Below are 16,905 nucleotides of genomic sequence, written 5' to 3'. Positions count from 1 at the left end.
TTATGACGACTGCTGCACAAGGACGTTCCCCCATGAAGTTCGAAAAGAACACCGAGCTCGACCAGGCCAATCTGCGCATCATCATCGCCAGCATCGCGCTGGTTTACATGGCCGTGCTCGGTTTCCTGCCGGGCCAGCGCTTCGATACCTATCTGCCGGTGGTCACCTACATTTCCCTGTTTCTGCTGGCATCCGTCGTGCTGCGCCAGGCCATCGTGCGCTGGCCGGGGCATTATCCGGCGCGGCGGATTTTCGGCATGCTCCACGATTACACCGGCACCAGTTTCGGGTTGGTGGTCGGTGGTGAGGCGGCGTTGCCCATTTATGCCGTCATGGTCTGGGTCAACCTCGGCAACGGCATGCGCTACGGCTCGCGCTATCTGGCGATCGCCACGGTGCTGGCATTGCTGGCGCTGCTGGCGGTCTATCGGTTGACGCCGTACTGGCAGGCGCAACCGTTCATGGTGTTGATGCTGATGATCACCAGCACGGTGATTCCGGTGTATGCGCACCTGCTGCTGGAGCGTACGCGCAAGGCATCTGAAGAAGCGGTTGCTGCGAACCTTGAGAAGTCGCGTTTCCTGGCTCAGGCCAGTCATGACCTGCGGCAGCCGATCCACTCCATCGGACTGTTTACCGCGTGCCTGCGCGAGTCGCGGCTGGGCGAGGAGGAGCGGCGACTGGTGGACAGCATCGACCGTTCGCTGCTTAACGTGTCGCAGCTGTTTCGCTCGATTCTCGATCTCTACACCCTTGATAACGGGCGGATTTTGCCCCGGTTGCAGACGCTTGAACTGGGCGAATGGCTGGCGGATCTGATCCGCCAGAACGCCGAAGCCGCACGCTGGGCGGGTGTCGAACTGCGCTTGCGGCCTTGCGAACACTGGGTGCGCACCGATCCGGCGCTGCTGGCGACCATGGTGCAGAACGTGCTCTCCAACTGCTTCAAATACGGTGCGCACCGGCCGGTGCTGATCGGTGTGCGCAAGCGCGGCGCGGGGTTGGCCATCGCGATCTATGATCGCGGCAGCGGGATCGCCGAAGAGCATTTGCCCAAGGTGTTCGAGGAGTTTTATCGGGTACGCCAGCTGCGCGACAAGGACGTCGAAGGCGTGGGCCTGGGGCTGTCGATTGTCCGGCGTCTGGGGCAATTGATCGGTGTCGACGTCGCGATCCGCTCACGGCTGGGGCATGGCACGGCGGTGACCTTGCATGGACTGCCACTCGCGCCGCCGCAGGTGCCGGTCAATCGGGAGGAGGCTCGGCAAATCGGTTTGCTGACGGGGTTGAAGGTGTGTCTGGTGGAAGATGATCGCAACGTTCTGCTGGCGACCTCGGCGTTGCTCGAGCGCTGGGGCTGCGTTGTGCAGGCGGAACTGAGCGGGCAGGGCCTGGTCACGGACTGCGACATCATCGTTGCCGACTATGACCTCGGCTCCCACAGCACCGGCATCGAGTGCATCGATGAAGTTCGCCGTCAGCGCGGTTATGCGGTGCCGGCCATGATCATCACCGGGCATGACATCGAAAAAATCCAGGCGGCCCTGCATGATCGCCAGATCGCCATTCTGTCCAAGCCGGTCCGCCCGGCCGAGCTGCGCGCGACCTTGCGCGCGCTGCGCGACCGGCAGACCGAAGCGGTCAGCGCTTACACAGATAGTCTTGCGTGATGGTGGTTTGCAGGCAGTTGTACTGACCCATGGTGCGGCAGATGTTTTTCTCCGAGCCCGAGACTTCGGCGCTCTTGTAGCCCCAGACCTTGCAGCGGCCTTCAGCCGTGGCCAACCCTTGAGCGGCGGAGGTTTGTCCGCTCTCGAACTGGCCCAGTTCATAGGAGACCTGGACAACGCCGTCGGTCTTGCTGCCGCCGGTGGCTTCCCATTGCTTGGGGGTGGCGCAGCCGGTCAGAACGACGGCCGCGAGGCTGAGGGTGGCGATGAGTGTTTTCATGATCGAGCGGTATCCTTTACCGGGTGAGACGAGGCGTTGGTACGGTTTTTCTGCGCCGGATTACTGGTACGGAATCGGTGACGCACCTTTGGGCAGGCAAGACAGGGGAGGCGTCATGATGCCCATGCTAGCGACGGCCATGATTACGCCGCTGGGCTGCTCGCAGTTGTATTCGCCGGCGGCGGTGTAGGCCGTGTAATAGGTGAGGGTGCTGTCGTTGCGTACGTTGGCGATTTTACTGACCGGCTGGCCAATGACCGTCTGGGCACGTTCTTTCATGCTGTCTTCGGTGGGTTTTACGGTCTGGCAACCGGCGGCGCCGAGGAGCAGGGCACTGAGGACTGTGATTCTGGCAAGGCTGAAGTGCGGTTTCATGGTGTTTCTTCCTTGGTGTTGTTGTTTTTCCAGGCACAACGATCCCGCGCACTGCACAGCGGCAATGTTGGGGAGCGTCAGGGGTTGCGAGGGAATATAACGCCAGGGACCGGGGTGGTCGATTAGCACAAATGTGCTAGTGCGGCGCAACCAGCGGTGGGCTGGTTGCGCCGATAGCGGTTATTGAGGACTGTTGAACTGGTCGGAATAGCTGCCGCTCATGAGGGCGGAAGCGACCTGGTCGGAGCCGACGCCTGCGCGGGAATAGGCGAGCCGGTTGGCACCGACCTTGTCTGCGCCATCGGCGGCGAGGGCGCGTGCGCCGACGTGGTCGGAGCCGTCAGAAGCGACTGCTCCAGCGCCAACGTGGTCGGAGCCGTCAGAAGCGACTGCTCCGGCGCCGACATGATCTGAACCGTCAGAGGCGACCGCTCCAGCGCCAACATGATCGGCACCGTCGGAGGCAACAGCCCCAGCACCGACGTGATCCGCGCCGTCAGAGGCAACAGCTCCAGCACCGACGTGATCCGCGCCATCAGAGGCAACAGCCCCAGCGCCAACATGATCGGCACCGTCGGAGGCAACAGCCCCAGCACCGACGTGATCCGCGCCGTCAGAAGCTACTGCTCCGGCGCCGACGTGATCCGCGCCGTCAGAAGCTACTGCTCCGGCGCCGACGTGATCTGCACCGTCAGAAGCAACGGCGCCTGCGCCAACGTGGTCCGCGCCGTCAGAAGCAACCGCCCCCGCACCCACATGATCCGCCCCATCCGACGCCAATGCCTGCGCCTTCGCAGCCCAGACATTGGGCATTGCCACCGTTGCCGCAACTGCCAGGACGAGGCCCGGCCAAAGCGTGTGCTTCATGATTTTCTCCACGCCCCATCAGCCAAACAGCAACCGAGCGTTACCCGTCATTCGTTCATTGACGGAAGGCTCGTCGGCCCGGGGTCAACCAGATTGGTGAATGGCACGGGGGCACCGGAGGGGTGCACGGGTGTCGACGGTTTACAGGAAATCTGGACAGCGAACTGAAAAGTATAGTTCGCCCTTGGCGAGAGGCAGGCTGAAGGGCCGTGAAGGCGATAGTCGGTTAGCTTCCTTGCAGGCCGGCGCTAGAAAACAATCAGTCTAAAAACCGCGTAGCGCAATGTCGCGCGTTTGCTAGGCTCAAGAATGTAGGCGAAGACGCAGACTGATGCGCAAGCGGATAGCAAGGGGACGTGGGGCGCGTTCCGAAGGGTACACGGTTAGAAAGATCTCCGCGCTGAGATCCAGCCCTTATGCCGTGTGAAGCAGCCGAGACCGTACCCCTTTCAATTTGGTCCGGTACTGTGAGAAGCCTGATAAACCTTGTAAGCCAGAGACCAGCACTGGCCGCCTACTCAAACACCAAAGCCCGCCTCGTGCGGGCTTTGACGTTTTCGGGCGTTAGATACTGGCCAGCGCTTGCGCCAGATCCGCGCGCAGGTCTTCGATGTCCTCGACGCCCACCGACAGACGCACCAGACTGTCACCGATGCCGAGCTTGGCACGGGTTTCCGCCGGAATGGTCGCATGAGTCATGATCGCCGGGTGCTCGATCAGGCTTTCCACACCGCCAAGGCTTTCGGCCAGAGCGAAGATCTGCACGTTCTCCAGGAAGCGGCGAGCGCCTGCCAGATCACTGTTCAGATCCAGGGAAATCATCCCGCCGAAACCACGCATCTGACGCTTGGCCAGTTCGTGCTGCGGATGGGATTCCAGGCCTGGGTAGTAGACGCGTTTGACCTGCGGCTGCTGTTCCAGCCAGCGCGCCAGATCCAGTGCGTTGCTGCAATGACGCTCCATACGCAGCGCCAGGGTCTTCACGCCGCGCAGGGTGAGGAACGCGTCGAACGGGCCGGAGATTGCGCCGACGGCGTTCTGCAGGAAGCCCAGACGCTCGGCCAGCGCAGGATTGTCACCGACTACCGCGATCCCGCCGATCACGTCGGAGTGACCGTTCAGGTATTTGGTGGTCGAGTGCAGCACGATGTCAAAACCCAGTTCCAGCGGACGCTGGATCCACGGACTGGCGAAGGTGTTGTCGGCCACGCAGAGGATCCCGCGCGCCTTGCAGATGCGCGCGATGGCGGCGAGGTCCGACAGGCCCAGCAGCGGGTTGGTCGGGCTCTCCACAATCACCATGCGCGTGTCGTCCTGCAACGACGCTTCGAACGCCGACAGATCCGCCAGATCGACGAAGCTGAAACGATGCCCGGCACTGCGCTGACGCACCTTGTCGAACAGACGGAACGTGCCGCCGTACAGGTCATTGCCGGACACGATGTGCGAGCCGGCGTCGAGCAGTTCGAGCACGGTGGAAATCGTCGCCAGCCCGGACGCGAAGGCGAACGCCTGGGTGCCGCCCTCCAGATCCGCCACGCAACGCTCCAGGGCAAAACGCGTCGGGTTGTGCGAGCGGCCGTAGTCAAAACCCTTGTGCACGCCAGGGCTGTCTTGCAGGTACGTAGAGTTGGCGTAGATCGGCGGCATCAGCGCGCCGGTGGTCGGGTCCGGCGTTTGCCCGGCGTGGATCACGCGGGTGGCGAAGCCCTGTTGACGGGCGTTCTTGTCGTGCTGGCTCATGCCAGGGATCTCCGTAATTGATTGAGCATGTCGACGCGGGTGATCAGGCCGTGGAAGCCTGAAGCGTCGGCGATGATGGCCACCAGACCGCTGCTGAGCACGGCTTCCAGCTCAGCCAGCGTGGCGCCGGGGGCGAGGGTTTGCAACTTGTCCGTCATCGCACTGGAAACGGGTTTGCTGAAGAGCGAGGCGTCTTCGTGCACACGCACGAGGATGTCCGACTCGTCGATCACGCCGACCAGTTGCTTGCCATCCACCAGCACCGGCAGTTGTGAAACGTCTGCCAGGCGCATGCGCTGGAAGGCGGTCATCAGCGTATCGTCCGGGCCGACGCTGACGACTTTGCCGTCCTCGAAGCGTCGGGCAATCAGGTCGCGCAGGTCGCCATAGCGTTTGCGCTGCAACAGGCCCTGATCGGTCATCCACTGGTCGTTGTAGACCTTCGACAGGTAGCGAGTGCCGGTGTCGCAGACAAAGCTGACCACGCGTTTCGGCTCGGTCTGTTCGCGGCAGTAACGCAGCGCGGCGGCGAGCAGGGTGCCGGTGGACGAACCACCGAGGATACCTTCGGCTTTCAGCAACTGGCGGGCGTGATCGAAGCTTTCTTCGTCGCTGATCGAGTAGGCGCTGCGCACGCTCGACAGGTCGGTGATCGACGGAATGAAATCCTCGCCGATGCCTTCCACCGCCCAGGAACCGGCGGTGCCGAGGTGCTTGCTGCGGCTGTATTCAGCCATCACCGAACCGACCGGGTCGGCCAGGACCATTTCAAGGTCCGGTTGCACGCGTTTGAAGAAACGGGTCAGGCCCGTCAGGGTGCCGGCCGAGCCGACACCGACCACGATCGCGTCCAGGTCATGCTCGGTCTGGGCCCAGATTTCAGGCCCGGTGCTGCACTCGTGGGCCAGCGGGTTGGCGGGGTTGTTGAACTGGTCGGCGAAGAACGCGCCGGGAATGTCCTTGGCCAGACGCGCGGCGACGTCCTGGTAATACTCGGGATGGCCCTTGCCGACATCGGAGCGGGTGATGTGCACTTCGGCGCCCATGGCCTTGAGGTGCAGGACTTTTTCGGTGGACATTTTGTCCGGCACCACCAGCACGACGCGGTAGCCCTTGGCGCGGCCGACCAGGGCCAGGCCCAGACCGGTGTTGCCGGCGGTGGCCTCGACAATCGTGCCGCCCGGTTGCAGGCGGCCATCGCGCTCAGCGGCGTCGATCATGGCCAGACCGATGCGGTCCTTGATCGAACCGCCGGGGTTCTGTGATTCGAGTTTGAGAAACAGGGTGCAGGGACCGGTATCGAAGCGGGTGACTTGTACCAGCGGCGTATTGCCGATCAGCCCAAGTACGGCAGGGCGTGAATCCTTTGACATCTCTTCACCTCTTTGTGGTGTTGATCGCGTTCCATTCGCGGGGAAAAAGCTCGCGTGCAACATAGGCTCAGACCTGAGCTGTCGCAACCTTTAAACGGCCGGAAATACAGCCATTTCGATCTAACGATAGAACGAAATCGGAGAGGGGAAGGAAGTGATTTGCAGAGGTTTATACGCAGGCGTCATCGAGTATTGAAAGGGCGTCTTCGGCGGCATGAAGCGCTTGATCCTGCAGTGAAAATCCTGCACCGAAAATCGCTCAGTGGTTGCTCATCAGACCGTGCAGCACGCCCAGTCGCAAGCCGGGTTCGGAGGGCACCATTTGCGAGATGCCGAACACTTTGAACGCTGCCAGCATGACCACCAGACCGCCGGGGAGGATGCTCTGGCGATGGGGTTGCAGGCCGGCCAGTTTCAGCTGTTGAACATTGCTGACTTCCAGCAGGCGCAACGATAGCCGCAGCAGGCCACCGTAGGTGATGCCGCTCTCGCCATGATCGTTCAGGCGATTGGCCTTGAGCACTTTGGCGAGCATCCGCGCGGTGCCCGAGGAACCGATGGTCTGCTGCCAGCCCTGGGCGCGATACCGACGAGCGACTTTTTCGAATTGCAGGATGGCCACGCGTTCGGCTTCTTGCAGGGCGCCGGCGGAAATTTCGCCATTGCGAAAGTAACGCGTGCTCAAGGTGCCGCTGCCGAGGGCGATGCTTTCGGTCAGCAGCGGTTGCGCGCCCTGGCCGAGAATCAGTTCGGTGGAACCGCCGCCAATGTCGACCACCAGACGCATGTCATCGGCGACCGGCAGGGTGTGGGCCACACCGGCGTAGACCAGACGCGCTTCTTCATGCCCGGAAATCACATCGATGCGAAACCCAAGATGCCGCTCCGCGCTGGCCAGAAACAACTGCGCATTGTCGGCCTCGCGAACCGCGCTGGTCGCCACCGCGCGCACGCGACCGGGTTCGAAACCGCGCAGTTTCTTGCCGAACCGCGCCAGCGCTTGCCAGCCACGATCCAGCGCCATTTCGTCGAGTGCCCGGCCGTCGAACCCTTCGGCCAGCCGCACCGGCTCGCGCAAGGTTTTGACCTCCTGAATCATGAAGCCCTTTCTGCTGCGCACCGACTGGCCGATCATCATGCGAAAGGCATTGGAACCGAGGTCGATGGCGGCAAACAGCGAGGTGTCTTCTTTCATGGGGATCCTTGCAAATCATCCGTCGGGAGGCGCGGGACGGTTTGCGAGGATTCTGCCGTGGGTTCGATGACAACCTGATGACGCGGGCGGGGCGGTTCAGTGAATTTATCGCTGTCATGACACTGTCATTATCGGCTGTCCATACTTGCCCCCAATACATCGCGTGCTTTTCATGATTCGGCTGCCTTCCGGGCAGCTTTTTTTTGCCTGCGATTTACCGGGCACGCAACATTTGCAATCCCGGACGATGCACGATTAATATACGATCCATATACACTTCGTATCGTATATTGCCATGGGCATCGTAAAGATTTCAGAGGACATGCACGAGAATCTGCGCATCTCCAGCAACGCACTCAGCCGCTCGATCAACGCGCAGGCCGAACACTGGATGCGCATCGGCATGCTCGCCGAGCTGTATCCCGACCTTGATCACCACGCCATTTGCCGGTTGCTGATTCGCGCCGAGCAGTCGGGCGGTCTGGATCTGCAGCAAGTCTGCGCACTGGCGGATGCCGCGCAGAATGCCTCGGTCAAAGAGGCGGCCAAGGCATGAGAAACCCGATCAAGATCAACACCCAGGCCGAAATCGCCCAATCCCGAGAGGCCGGCAGACTGGCCGCCGAGGTGCTGGCGATGCTGGTACCGCACGTCAAGGCTGGCGTCACCACCGATCAGCTCGACCAGTTGTGCAACGACTACATCGTCAATGTGCAGAAAGCCATTCCGGCCAACGTCGGTTACCACGGCTTCCCGAAAACCGTCTGCGCGTCGGTCAACGAAGTGGTCTGCCACGGCATTCCTTCGAAGCGCGTGCTGAAGGACGGCGACATCGTCAATCTCGACATCGCGGTGATCAAGGACGGCTGGTTTGGTGATACCAGCCGCATGTACGTGGTCGGCGAGCCGACGCCCGAGGCGCGGCACCTGATCAAGACCACTTACGACGCCATGTGCGCGGGGATCCGCGTCGTTCGGCCGGGCGCCACGTTGGGTGACATCGGACATGCGATCCAGACGTTGGCGGAGAAGGAAGGGTTCAGCGTGGTGCGCGAGTATTGCGGGCACGGGATCGGCAAGGTTTATCACGATGAACCGCAGGTGCTGCATTACGGTTATCCGGAGCAGGGCTTGAAGCTGAAGGCGGGGATGATCTTCACCATCGAGCCGATGCTCAATGCCGGCAAGCGTCATGTGAAGAGTCTGGCGGATGGCTGGACGGTTGTGACCAAGGATCAATCGTTGTCGGCGCAGTGGGAGCACATGATTGCGGTGACTGAGGACGGGTTTGAGGTGTTGACGGCTTGGCCGGATGAGATTGAGGGCTTTAAGGGCATCGTCTGAAAAAATGGCCACCGCAACCCGACGTTGCGGTGGCCAGAAGTGACACGCAAATCTCTGTTGAATCAGTGCGCGCCGGCAGCTTTATTCAAATCACTCTCAGCCCACTCGGTATAGACGCAAGCATCCGCCGTCGCCCAACGCACCCGAACCGGATCCCCAGCCGTCAACGGCATCCCCGCCGCCGACAACGCCTTCACCGTCATCGAAGTCCCGCCCGAAGTCACCACACTGCAAGTCTGACTCTCCCCCAGAAACAACACCTCGACCACCTTCGCCGAAACCTCGTTCCAGCCCGCCGCCAACGGCTCACTCGCCGCCTGTTGCACACTCAACGCCAACGCCTTTTCCGGCCGCACCATCAGCAGCACATCCTGACCGGTCTGCAATCCAGCGGTCAGGCGAATCGACAGCGACTGCCCCTCAAAACTCGCCGCCGCATTACCCTGTGCCTTGAGCTTGAGAAAGTTCGAGTTACCGAGAAACGACGCCACAAACGCATTCGGCGGATTCTGATAAAGGTCATACCCGCTGCCGAGCCCGACAATCTTGCCGTGACTGAAAATTGCGATGCGCTGGGACAGGCGCATGGCTTCTTCCTGGTCGTGGGTCACGTAGACGATGGTGATGCCGAGGCGACGGTGCAGCTGGCGCAATTCATCCTGCAAGTCTTCGCGAAGCTTCTTGTCCAGCGCACCGAGCGGTTCGTCCATCAGCAGAATGCGTGGCTCGTAAACCAGCGCCCGTGCAATGGCGACCCGTTGCTGCTGGCCGCCAGACAGTTGCGAAGGGCGGCGATGGGCGAATTGCTCCAGCTGCACCAGTTTCAGCATCGCATCGACGCGCTTGTCACGTTCAGCGGCGGCGAGTTTGCGGATCGCCAACGGAAACGCGATGTTGTCGCGCACTGACAGATGCGGGAACAGCGAATAACGCTGGAACACCATCCCGATGTCGCGCTTGTGCGGCGGCACGTTGATCAGCGACTGGCCGTTGACCAGGATCTCGCCGCTGCTCGGGGTTTCGAAGCCGGCGAGCATCGACAACGTGGTGCTTTTGCCCGAGCCGCTGGAGCCGAGGAAGGTCAGGAATTCGCCGTCCTTGATGTCCAGCGAGATGTTGTCCACGGCCGCGAAATCGCCGTAGTGCTTGTTCAGGTTGCGCAGGCTGACCAGGGGTTTGTCGTTCTGCTGGGATGCGTCTTTGATCACGGCACTCATGTCGTACTCCTGGGCGCTCAGGCGCTGATTTCGTTGCGCCGGCGCAGGGCGGCGGCGATCACCATGACCAATACCGACAGGCCGATCAGCAGCGTCGATGCGACGGCGATCACGGGCGTCAGGTCCTGGCGCAGGGTGGTCCACATTTTCACGGGAAGGGTTTGCAGGGTCGGGCTGGCCATCATCACGCTGAGCACCACTTCGTCCCACGAAACCAGGAAGGCGAAGAGGGCGCCGGCCACCATCCCCGGACGAATCGCCGGAAAGGTCACCTTGAACACCGCTTGCAGGCGTGACGCACCGCAGATCACCGCTGCGTCTTCAATCGACTGATCGAACAGTTTCAGCGAGTTGATGATCGAGATAATGGTGAACGGCAGCGCGACGATCACATGGCTGACGACGAAGGCGAACATCGTGCCGGTGTAGCCGAGCTTGAGGAACAGCGCGTACACCGCCACGGCGATGATCACCAGCGGCACGATCATCGGCAGGGTGAACAGACCGTAGAGCATTTCCCGGCCGGGGAAGCGTCCGCGCACCAGCGCGAAGGCCGTCGGCAAACCGAGGGCAACGGCGCAGATCGTGGTCAGCACCGCGACCTTGAGGCTGGCCAGCGCTGCGCTCATCCAGTCGGCGTTGGAGAAGAACTGCACGTACCATTTCAGCGTCCAGCCCGGTGGCGGGAACACCAGCCACTGGGAAGAACCGAACGACAGCAGGACGATGAACACGATCGGCAACAGCAGGAACAGGCCGATCAGCCCGGTGGTGAAATACAGGCCGAAGCGCATCCGGCGACTCATGGCATTGGGCGTCAGGAGCATGTCGGCTTACCTCGCGTTACTGGCGCCAACCGGGGATTCCGGTTGCAGCTTCAGGTAGACGTAGAACAGCACCAGCGTGATGACGATCAGCAACGCGGCGCCGGCGCTGGCCAGGCCCCAGTTGAGGAACGACTGCACCTGCTGAATGATGAATTCCGGCAGCATCATGTTCTGCGCCCCGCCCAGCAGCGCCGGGGTGACGTAGTAACCGAGCGACATCACGAACACCATCAACCCGCCGGACGCCAGACCCGGCCGGCACAGCGGCAGGAACACCCGGAAGAAGTTGGTCCACGGGCTGGCACCACAGATCGAACCGGCCTGCAGGATCATCGGGTCGATGGCCTGCATGGTCGCCTGCAACGGCAGCACGATGAACGGGATCATGATGTAGCTCATGCCGATCACCACGCCGGTCAGGTTGTGCACCATTTCCAACGGCTGATCGATGATGCCCATCGCCATCAAGGCTTTGTTGATGACGCCCGAAGCCTGCAACAGCACCAGCCAGGAATAGGTGCGGGCGAGGAGGCTGGTCCACATCGACAGCAGCACGATGTTCAGAATCCAGCGGCCCCAGCCCCGTGGCACCAGGGTGATTGCCCAGGCCAGCGGGAAGCCCAGCAGCAGGCTGAACACCGTCACCAGTCCCGCCACCGAAAAGGTGTTGAACAGCACCCGGGCGTACGCCGAGTTAGCGAACAATTGTTCATAGTTGCCAAGGCCCGGCACTGGTTCCAGCACGCCGCGCAGCAACAAGCCAATCAGCGGGGCGAGAAAGAACAGACCGAGGAACAGCAGCGCCGGCGCGAGATTGCCGGCGCCGCGCCAGCGTTGCTTGAGGGACGGGGCTTGCGCCATGGCACTCGCCTTTTTGCCTTCAGCCAGGCCGGCAGCGCTCGGGGCGCTCCCGGTGGCAGTGGAGGGACGGGACGCGGTGGCCGCCATTTTCATTTGACCAGCCATTCGTTCCACCGTGTCGCGATGGCCGGACCGTTCTTGGCCCAGTACGCGAAATCAAGAGTGATCTGATCCTTAGCGTAGGCAGTCGGCAGGTTCGGGGCCAGCGTCGAGTCCAGACGCGCCACGCTGTCGACGTTGACCGGGGCGTAGGCGGTCAGGTTGGAGAAGTCGGCCTGGCCTTTGGCACTGCTGGCGCTGGCCAGGAACTTCATCGCCGCGTCCTTGTTTTTCGCGCCCTTTGGCACCACCAGAATGTCGGCCATGACCAGGTTCTGTTTCCAGCTCACACCGACCGGTGCGCCGTCTTCCTGCAGGGCGTGGATCCGGCCGTTCCAGAACTGGCCCATGCTCGCTTCACCGGAGGCCAGCAGTTGCTGCGACTGCGCGCCGCCGCCCCACCAGACGATGTCTTTCTTGATGGTGTCGAGTTTCTTGAAAGCGCGATCAAGATCCAGCGGGTAGAGCTTGTCGGCCGGCACGCCATCGGCGAGCAGGGCCAGTTCAAGCACGCCGGGGCTTGGCCATTTATAGAGGGCGCGTTTGCCGGGGAAGGTCTTGGTGTCGAACAGCGCGCTCCAGTCCTGCGGCTTGTTGGCGCCGAGTTTGCCCTCGTTGTAGCCGAGGACGAAGGAGAAGAAGAACGAACCGACGCCGTGGTCGCTGACGAAACGCGGGTCGATCTTGTCGCGCTGGATCTGTTTGAAATCGAGGGGTTCGAGCAGGCCTTCGGCGGCGGCGCGCAGGGCGAAGTCGGCTTCGACGTCGACCACGTCCCATTGCACGTTGCCGCTTTCGACCATGGCCTTGAGTTTGCCGTAGTCGGTCGGGCCGTCCTGCACGACGGTGATGCCGCTGGCCTTGCTGAACGGATCGGCCCAGGCCTGTTTCTGCGCATCCTGGGTGCTACCGCCCCAGCTGACAAAGTTCACACTCTCGGCGGCCATCGCGGCCTGACCGGTCACGCTCAGCAGTCCCGCGAAAAAGATCGCGGTTGCAGCTTTGTTCAACACCATTTTTACGCCCTCATTGTTGTGTTTTTGAGCGGGCTTGCGTTGTTGCCCGCCTGTCGGGAGCAGTAGCTGGACGGTTTTTCAGGTCATCCGGTCTATGGAATATCATATTATGGTATTCCAAACTTTGTGCAAGCACTTTGCCGTACCGGCTATCTGGCAAACGGGGTTATTCGGTGAAGGGAATGCTCTCGACCACCTCAAGATCGTAGCCAGTCAACCCGGCATATTTCAGCGGCGGGCCCAGGTGGCGCAGCTTGCCGACGCCCAGGTTCTGCAGAATCTGCGCCCCGGTGCCGACCTCCGAATAGATCCGCGATTGCGAGCGACTGAACTGCCGAGGCGGTTGAGTCAGTTGCGGAATGCGCTCCAGCAGCGCCTGGGAAGATTCATGATTGGCCAGCACCACCACAACGCCATGCCCTTCGGCCGCGACCCGTTGCAACGCCGCCCACAACGTCCAGTTCGTCGGCCCGCTGTACTCGGCGCCGACCAGATCCCGCAGCGGATCGATCACGTGCACGCGCACCAGCGTCGGCTCTTCGCGGCGCAGTTCGCCCATGACCATCGCCATGTGCACGCCGCCCTCGATGCGATCTTCGAAAGTAATCAAACGGAACGTGCCATGCACCGTCGGCAACTCCCGCTCGCCGATGCGCTCGATGGTGTGTTCAGTGCTCAGGCGATAGTGGATCAGGTCGGCGATAGTGCCGATCTTGATCCCGTGCTTGCGCGCGAAGACTTCCAGATCCGGACGACGGGCCATGGTGCCGTCGTCGTTCATCACTTCGACGATCACCGAGGCGGGCGTGAAACCAGCCAGCCGCGCCAGATCGCAACCAGCCTCGGTGTGACCGGCACGGGTCAACACGCCACCTTCCTTGGCGCGCAGCGGAAAGATATGGCCCGGCTGCACCAGGTCTTCTGCGCGTGCGTTCGGCGCCACCGCAGCGGCCACCGTACACGCGCGGTCGGCCGCGGAAATCCCGGTAGTCACGCCGACCGCCGCTTCGATGGAGACCGTGAACGCGGTGCTGAATACACTGCCATTGCTCGGCACCATTTGCTCCAGCCCCAGGCGCTGGCAATGATCGTCGGTCAACGTCAGACAAATCAGCCCTCGAGCCTCACGGGCCATGAAACTGATCGCCTCGGGCGTGCAACGGTCGGCGGCCAGTAGCAGGTCGCCTTCGTTTTCCCGATCCTCGTCATCGACCAGCAACACCATTTTGCCGAGGCGATAATCTTCGATGATTTCTTCGATGCTGTTGAAGGCCATGCTGGACTCTCGATATGGGTGAAATTCGTGGTATACCATAATACAAAATCAACCAAGAGGTCACTATGAAGGCGTACTGGATTGCTCACGTGGACATCACCGATCCCGATCACTACATCCAATACACGCAGCGCGCGCCGAAAGCGTTCGCCGAGTTCGGCGCGAAGTTTTTAGCCAGAGGCGGGCGCAGCGAAGCGATGGAAGGTCGGGCGACGCCGCAGCGCAGCGTGGTGATTGAATTCGAAAGCTACGAGCAGGCCGTGGCGTGCTACCACTCGGCGGCGTATCAGGAAGCGAAGAGCTACCGCGAGGAGTGGGCGCGGGCGGAGATCATTATTGTGGAAGGGATGGCGCCGTAAGCGGCGCGGGCAGGACGATCAACGCATGAAATGAATCTTGCCGCTGTCGTCATTGCCCATGTACATGCCATAAACCCCGGCCTGGCGTTCCTCGATGTAGCGTTCGAGGATCTGCCGGATCGCCGGGTAATAGATCTGCTCCCACGGGATGTCTTCCGGGGCGAAGAACTTGCAAGCGAGGGTTTCCGGGCCGTACTGGCCGGTGATCTCCAGCGCGAGGGCGCGGAAGATGATGTAGACCTCGCTGATCTTCGGCACGCTGAAGATCGAGTACGGCGAGACGATTTCCGCGCGTACGCCGCTTTCTTCCCAGACTTCGCGCAGGGCAGCCTGTTCGGTGGTCTCGCCGCTTTCCATGAAACCGGCGGGCAAGGTCCAGGTGCCGGGGCGCGGGGGAATCGCTCGTTGGCACAAGAGGTATTTGCCGTCCTGCTCGATGATGCAGCCGGCGATGATCTTCGGGTTTACATAGTGGATGTAGCCGCAGCCGCGGCACATCAGGCGCTCGTGCGTATCGCCCGGCGGCACCTGCTGACCGAGGTCAGCGCCACCGCATTTCGGGCAAAAGCTCGGGCTGAACATGTCAGTGACCTATGCGCGGTTCTTTCAGCGCGATGGGCAGGGTGATCGGTGGAGTGGCGCCGGTCTCTTCCTGCTTGCGCTTGAGGTAGTCGAGGGCCACGGCAGCCGCAGCGCGCACGTGATCGACGCACGCCTGATGCGCCGCCAGCGGATCGCCGCTCTTGATCGCCTCGACCATTTTTTCCATTTCGTGGTTACTGGCGCCGCGACGGTTTTCCTGGGAGACCGACGTCGCCCGCAGGTAGCTGATGCGCGCCTGCAACTGACGCAGCTGAGTGGCCGCGACATGGTTGCCCGAGCCTTCCAGCAGCACGTCGTAGAAACCCTGTACCGAGTCGATCACCTGTTGCAGTTCGCCGTCCTTGAGCGCCTTGCGGTTCTCGTCGAGGGCTTTTTCCAGGGCCTTGATGTCCTTGGCCTTGGCGCGCAGGGTGAACAGCTGGACGATCAGGCCTTCGAGTACGCAACGCAGCTCATAGATGTCGACCGCATCGGCGAGGGTGATGATCGCTACGCGCGGGCCTTTGGCGTCAGCGAACTCGACCAGACCTTCGGATTCCAGGTGACGCAAGGCTTCACGCACCGACGTACGGCTCACGCCCAGGCGATCGCACAGATCGCGCTCCACCAGGCGATCGCCCGGCAGCAGCTGGAAGTTCATGATGGCGCTTCGCAGTTTATCCAGCACGATTTCGCGCAGGGTGACGGGGTTGCGATTGACCTTGAAGCTGTCGTCGAGTGGCAGGCGTTTCATGGGGTCCGCTCTTTAAGGTGGCTGTCCATGCCAGACGGGCATCAAAACAGCCGAGGGGTTAACTGGAGGCCTCGGCGTCGGCTTCGGCGAAGGCTTCACGGGCGAGCCGGAAACTGTCCACGGCTGCCGGGACGCCGCAATAAATACCGACCTGAAGCAGAATTTCGCGTATTTGCTCACGACTCAGGCCGTTACGCAAGGCGCCGCGCACATGCAGTTTCAGTTCGTGCGGGCGGTTGAGCGCCGAGATCATCGCCAGGTTGATCATGCTGCGCTCCTTGAGCGACAGGCCTTCGCGTCCCCAGACGTGACCCCAGCAGTATTCGGTGACCATTTCCTGCAACGGGCGGGTGAAGTCGTCGGCGTTCTCGATCGAGCGCTGCACATAGGCTTCGCCCAGCACCTGGGTGCGGATCTTCAGGCCCTTTTCGTACTTGTCGTTGTTCATCATTACCCCTCACACCACCATTCCCTGTGGGAGCGAGCTTGCTCGCGATAGCGTCAGCACCCGCAACATTGATGTCGACTGACACTACGCCTTCGCGAGCAAGCTCGTTCCCACAGGGTTTCGCATTATTTTCTCAACCCAGTGTCGGCAACGCGCCGAGCTTGCCCTTGTGATAAATCATCGGCGTCACCGGCTGCTCCGGCAGGATCAGGTTCTTCACCGCGCCAACGATGATCGCGTGGTCGCCACCGTCGTATTCACGCCACAGTTCGCACTCGATGATCGCCGTGGCTTTGGCGAGGATCGGGTTACCGAGCTCGCTCAAATGCCACTCGATGCCGTTGGCCTTGTCCTTGCCTTTGCCGGCGAAGGCGTAGGCCTCGGCGGTCTGGTCGGCGGACAGCAAATGGATCGCGAAACGCTTGCTGTCGCGCAGCACCGGGTAGGTGTCGGAAGCGTAGTTGGGGCAGAACAGCACCAGCGCCGGGTCAATCGACAGCGCACTGAAGGCGCTGGCGGTGATGCCGACGATGCCGCCATCCGGGTCAAGGGTGGTGACCACCGTGACCCCGGACGGAAACGAGCTCATGACGTCTTTGTAAATGCCGGGTTCGATCAT

At 61.8% G+C, this 16,905-nt stretch carries 19 protein-coding genes; 5 read left to right on the top strand and 14 right to left on the bottom strand.

Features of this window, described 5'->3' with window-relative positions; genetic code table 11:
- Positions 1–32: 32 nt before the first annotated feature.
- Positions 33–1,670: a hybrid sensor histidine kinase/response regulator gene (locus LOY31_RS16695; protein WP_221535676.1), complete on the top strand. Its 1,638-nt coding sequence runs from the start codon at positions 33–35 to the stop codon at positions 1,668–1,670.
- Here the strand turns inward: LOY31_RS16695 and yecR are convergent.
- Together yecR and LOY31_RS16685 are read right to left on the bottom strand one after the other, a co-directional pair.
- The gene (gene yecR, locus LOY31_RS16690; RefSeq protein WP_007950440.1) at positions 1,642–1,950 is read right to left on the bottom strand and encodes a YecR family lipoprotein; all 309 of its coding nucleotides are present in this window, start codon (positions 1,948–1,950) and stop codon (positions 1,642–1,644) included. The two genes, LOY31_RS16695 and yecR, sit on opposite strands and share 29 nt — an antisense overlap.
- 60 nt (positions 1,951–2,010) lie before the next feature.
- On the bottom strand, positions 2,011–2,325 hold the full coding sequence (locus LOY31_RS16685) for a hypothetical protein (RefSeq protein ID WP_007950439.1): 315 nt from the start codon (positions 2,323–2,325) through the stop codon (positions 2,011–2,013).
- A 444-nt stretch (positions 2,326–2,769) separates the two neighbouring features.
- Here LOY31_RS16685 and LOY31_RS16680 point away from each other — a divergent pair, with 444 nt between their 5' ends.
- Entirely contained in the window at positions 2,770–3,360 is a 591-nt protein-coding gene (locus tag LOY31_RS16680; protein WP_170929398.1) for a hypothetical protein, read from the top strand.
- Positions 3,361–3,756: 396 nt separating this feature from the next.
- On the opposite strand, the gene LOY31_RS16675 is transcribed toward LOY31_RS16680, so the two are convergent.
- From LOY31_RS16675 to LOY31_RS16665, 3 genes are all read right to left on the bottom strand, one after another.
- The gene (locus LOY31_RS16675; protein ID WP_221535677.1) at positions 3,757–4,935 is read right to left on the bottom strand and encodes a PLP-dependent aspartate aminotransferase family protein; all 1,179 of its coding nucleotides are present in this window, start codon (positions 4,933–4,935) and stop codon (positions 3,757–3,759) included.
- A complete protein-coding gene (locus LOY31_RS16670; protein ID WP_007957391.1) occupies positions 4,932–6,308 on the bottom strand; it encodes a pyridoxal-phosphate dependent enzyme in 1,377 nt (458 codons plus the stop codon). The genes LOY31_RS16675 and LOY31_RS16670 overlap by 4 nt, the downstream gene beginning before the upstream one ends.
- Before the next feature lie 259 nt (positions 6,309–6,567).
- Positions 6,568–7,503 (bottom strand): Ppx/GppA family phosphatase, encoded by a 936-nt coding sequence (locus tag LOY31_RS16665; protein WP_127798411.1) that lies wholly within the window; start codon positions 7,501–7,503, stop codon positions 6,568–6,570.
- A gap of 295 nt (positions 7,504–7,798) precedes the next feature.
- Between LOY31_RS16665 and LOY31_RS16660 the strand changes: the two genes are divergently transcribed.
- Positions 7,799–8,059: a ParD-like family protein gene (locus LOY31_RS16660; protein WP_011334623.1), complete on the top strand. Its 261-nt coding sequence runs from the start codon at positions 7,799–7,801 to the stop codon at positions 8,057–8,059.
- Complete coding sequence (map, locus tag LOY31_RS16655; protein ID WP_221535679.1) at positions 8,056–8,847, top strand: type I methionyl aminopeptidase; 792 nt, start codon at positions 8,056–8,058, stop codon at positions 8,845–8,847. Before LOY31_RS16660 ends, map begins: the two co-directional genes overlap by 4 nt.
- 62 nt (positions 8,848–8,909) lie before the next feature.
- Here the strand turns inward: map and LOY31_RS16650 are convergent, their stop codons facing one another.
- The 5 genes from LOY31_RS16650 to ribBA form a co-directional block, all read right to left on the bottom strand.
- Positions 8,910–10,064: an ABC transporter ATP-binding protein gene (locus LOY31_RS16650; protein WP_221535680.1), complete on the bottom strand. Its 1,155-nt coding sequence runs from the start codon at positions 10,062–10,064 to the stop codon at positions 8,910–8,912.
- 17 nt (positions 10,065–10,081) lie between these two features.
- Positions 10,082–10,891 carry an ABC transporter permease gene (locus LOY31_RS16645; protein ID WP_007957396.1) on the bottom strand — a complete coding sequence of 270 codons (810 nt, stop codon included), beginning with the start codon at positions 10,889–10,891 and terminating at the stop codon, positions 10,082–10,084.
- Positions 10,892–10,897: 6 nt separating this feature from the next.
- Positions 10,898–11,845: an ABC transporter permease gene (locus LOY31_RS16640; RefSeq protein ID WP_085603052.1), complete on the bottom strand. Its 948-nt coding sequence runs from the start codon at positions 11,843–11,845 to the stop codon at positions 10,898–10,900.
- A complete protein-coding gene (locus LOY31_RS16635) occupies positions 11,842–12,867 on the bottom strand; it encodes an ABC transporter substrate-binding protein (RefSeq protein ID WP_085603055.1) in 1,026 nt (341 codons plus the stop codon). The genes LOY31_RS16640 and LOY31_RS16635 overlap by 4 nt, the downstream gene beginning before the upstream one ends.
- Positions 12,868–13,033: 166 nt before the next feature.
- Complete coding sequence (ribBA, locus tag LOY31_RS16630; RefSeq protein WP_064380429.1) at positions 13,034–14,143, bottom strand: bifunctional 3,4-dihydroxy-2-butanone-4-phosphate synthase/GTP cyclohydrolase II; 1,110 nt, start codon at positions 14,141–14,143, stop codon at positions 13,034–13,036.
- A 65-nt stretch (positions 14,144–14,208) separates the two neighbouring features.
- On the opposite strand from ribBA, the gene LOY31_RS16625 reads away from it, so the two are divergent.
- A complete protein-coding gene (locus tag LOY31_RS16625) occupies positions 14,209–14,502 on the top strand; it encodes a DUF1330 domain-containing protein (protein ID WP_221535527.1) in 294 nt (97 codons plus the stop codon).
- 18 nt (positions 14,503–14,520) lie between these two features.
- Here the strand turns inward: LOY31_RS16625 and LOY31_RS16620 are convergent, their stop codons facing one another.
- The 4 genes from LOY31_RS16620 to LOY31_RS16605 form a co-directional block, all read right to left on the bottom strand.
- Positions 14,521–15,084: an NUDIX hydrolase gene (locus tag LOY31_RS16620; protein ID WP_007957402.1), complete on the bottom strand. Its 564-nt coding sequence runs from the start codon at positions 15,082–15,084 to the stop codon at positions 14,521–14,523.
- A gap of 1 nt (position 15,085) precedes the next feature.
- Positions 15,086–15,838, bottom strand: coding sequence for a GntR family transcriptional regulator (locus LOY31_RS16615; RefSeq protein ID WP_085603063.1), 753 nt, complete (start codon positions 15,836–15,838; stop codon positions 15,086–15,088).
- A gap of 58 nt (positions 15,839–15,896) precedes the next feature.
- The gene (locus tag LOY31_RS16610; RefSeq protein WP_085605114.1) at positions 15,897–16,286 is read right to left on the bottom strand and encodes a carboxymuconolactone decarboxylase family protein; all 390 of its coding nucleotides are present in this window, start codon (positions 16,284–16,286) and stop codon (positions 15,897–15,899) included.
- Between the two features lie 133 nt (positions 16,287–16,419).
- Positions 16,420–16,905 (bottom strand): flavin reductase family protein, encoded by a 486-nt coding sequence (locus LOY31_RS16605; protein ID WP_074688589.1) that lies wholly within the window; start codon positions 16,903–16,905, stop codon positions 16,420–16,422.

Source organism: Pseudomonas sp. B21-021 (assembly GCF_024749205.1).
GTDB lineage: Bacteria > Pseudomonadota > Gammaproteobacteria > Pseudomonadales > Pseudomonadaceae > Aquipseudomonas > Aquipseudomonas paraglycinae.
Note: the sequence above shows the minus strand (reverse complement) of the source record. Positions and strands in the feature narration are given on the sequence as shown.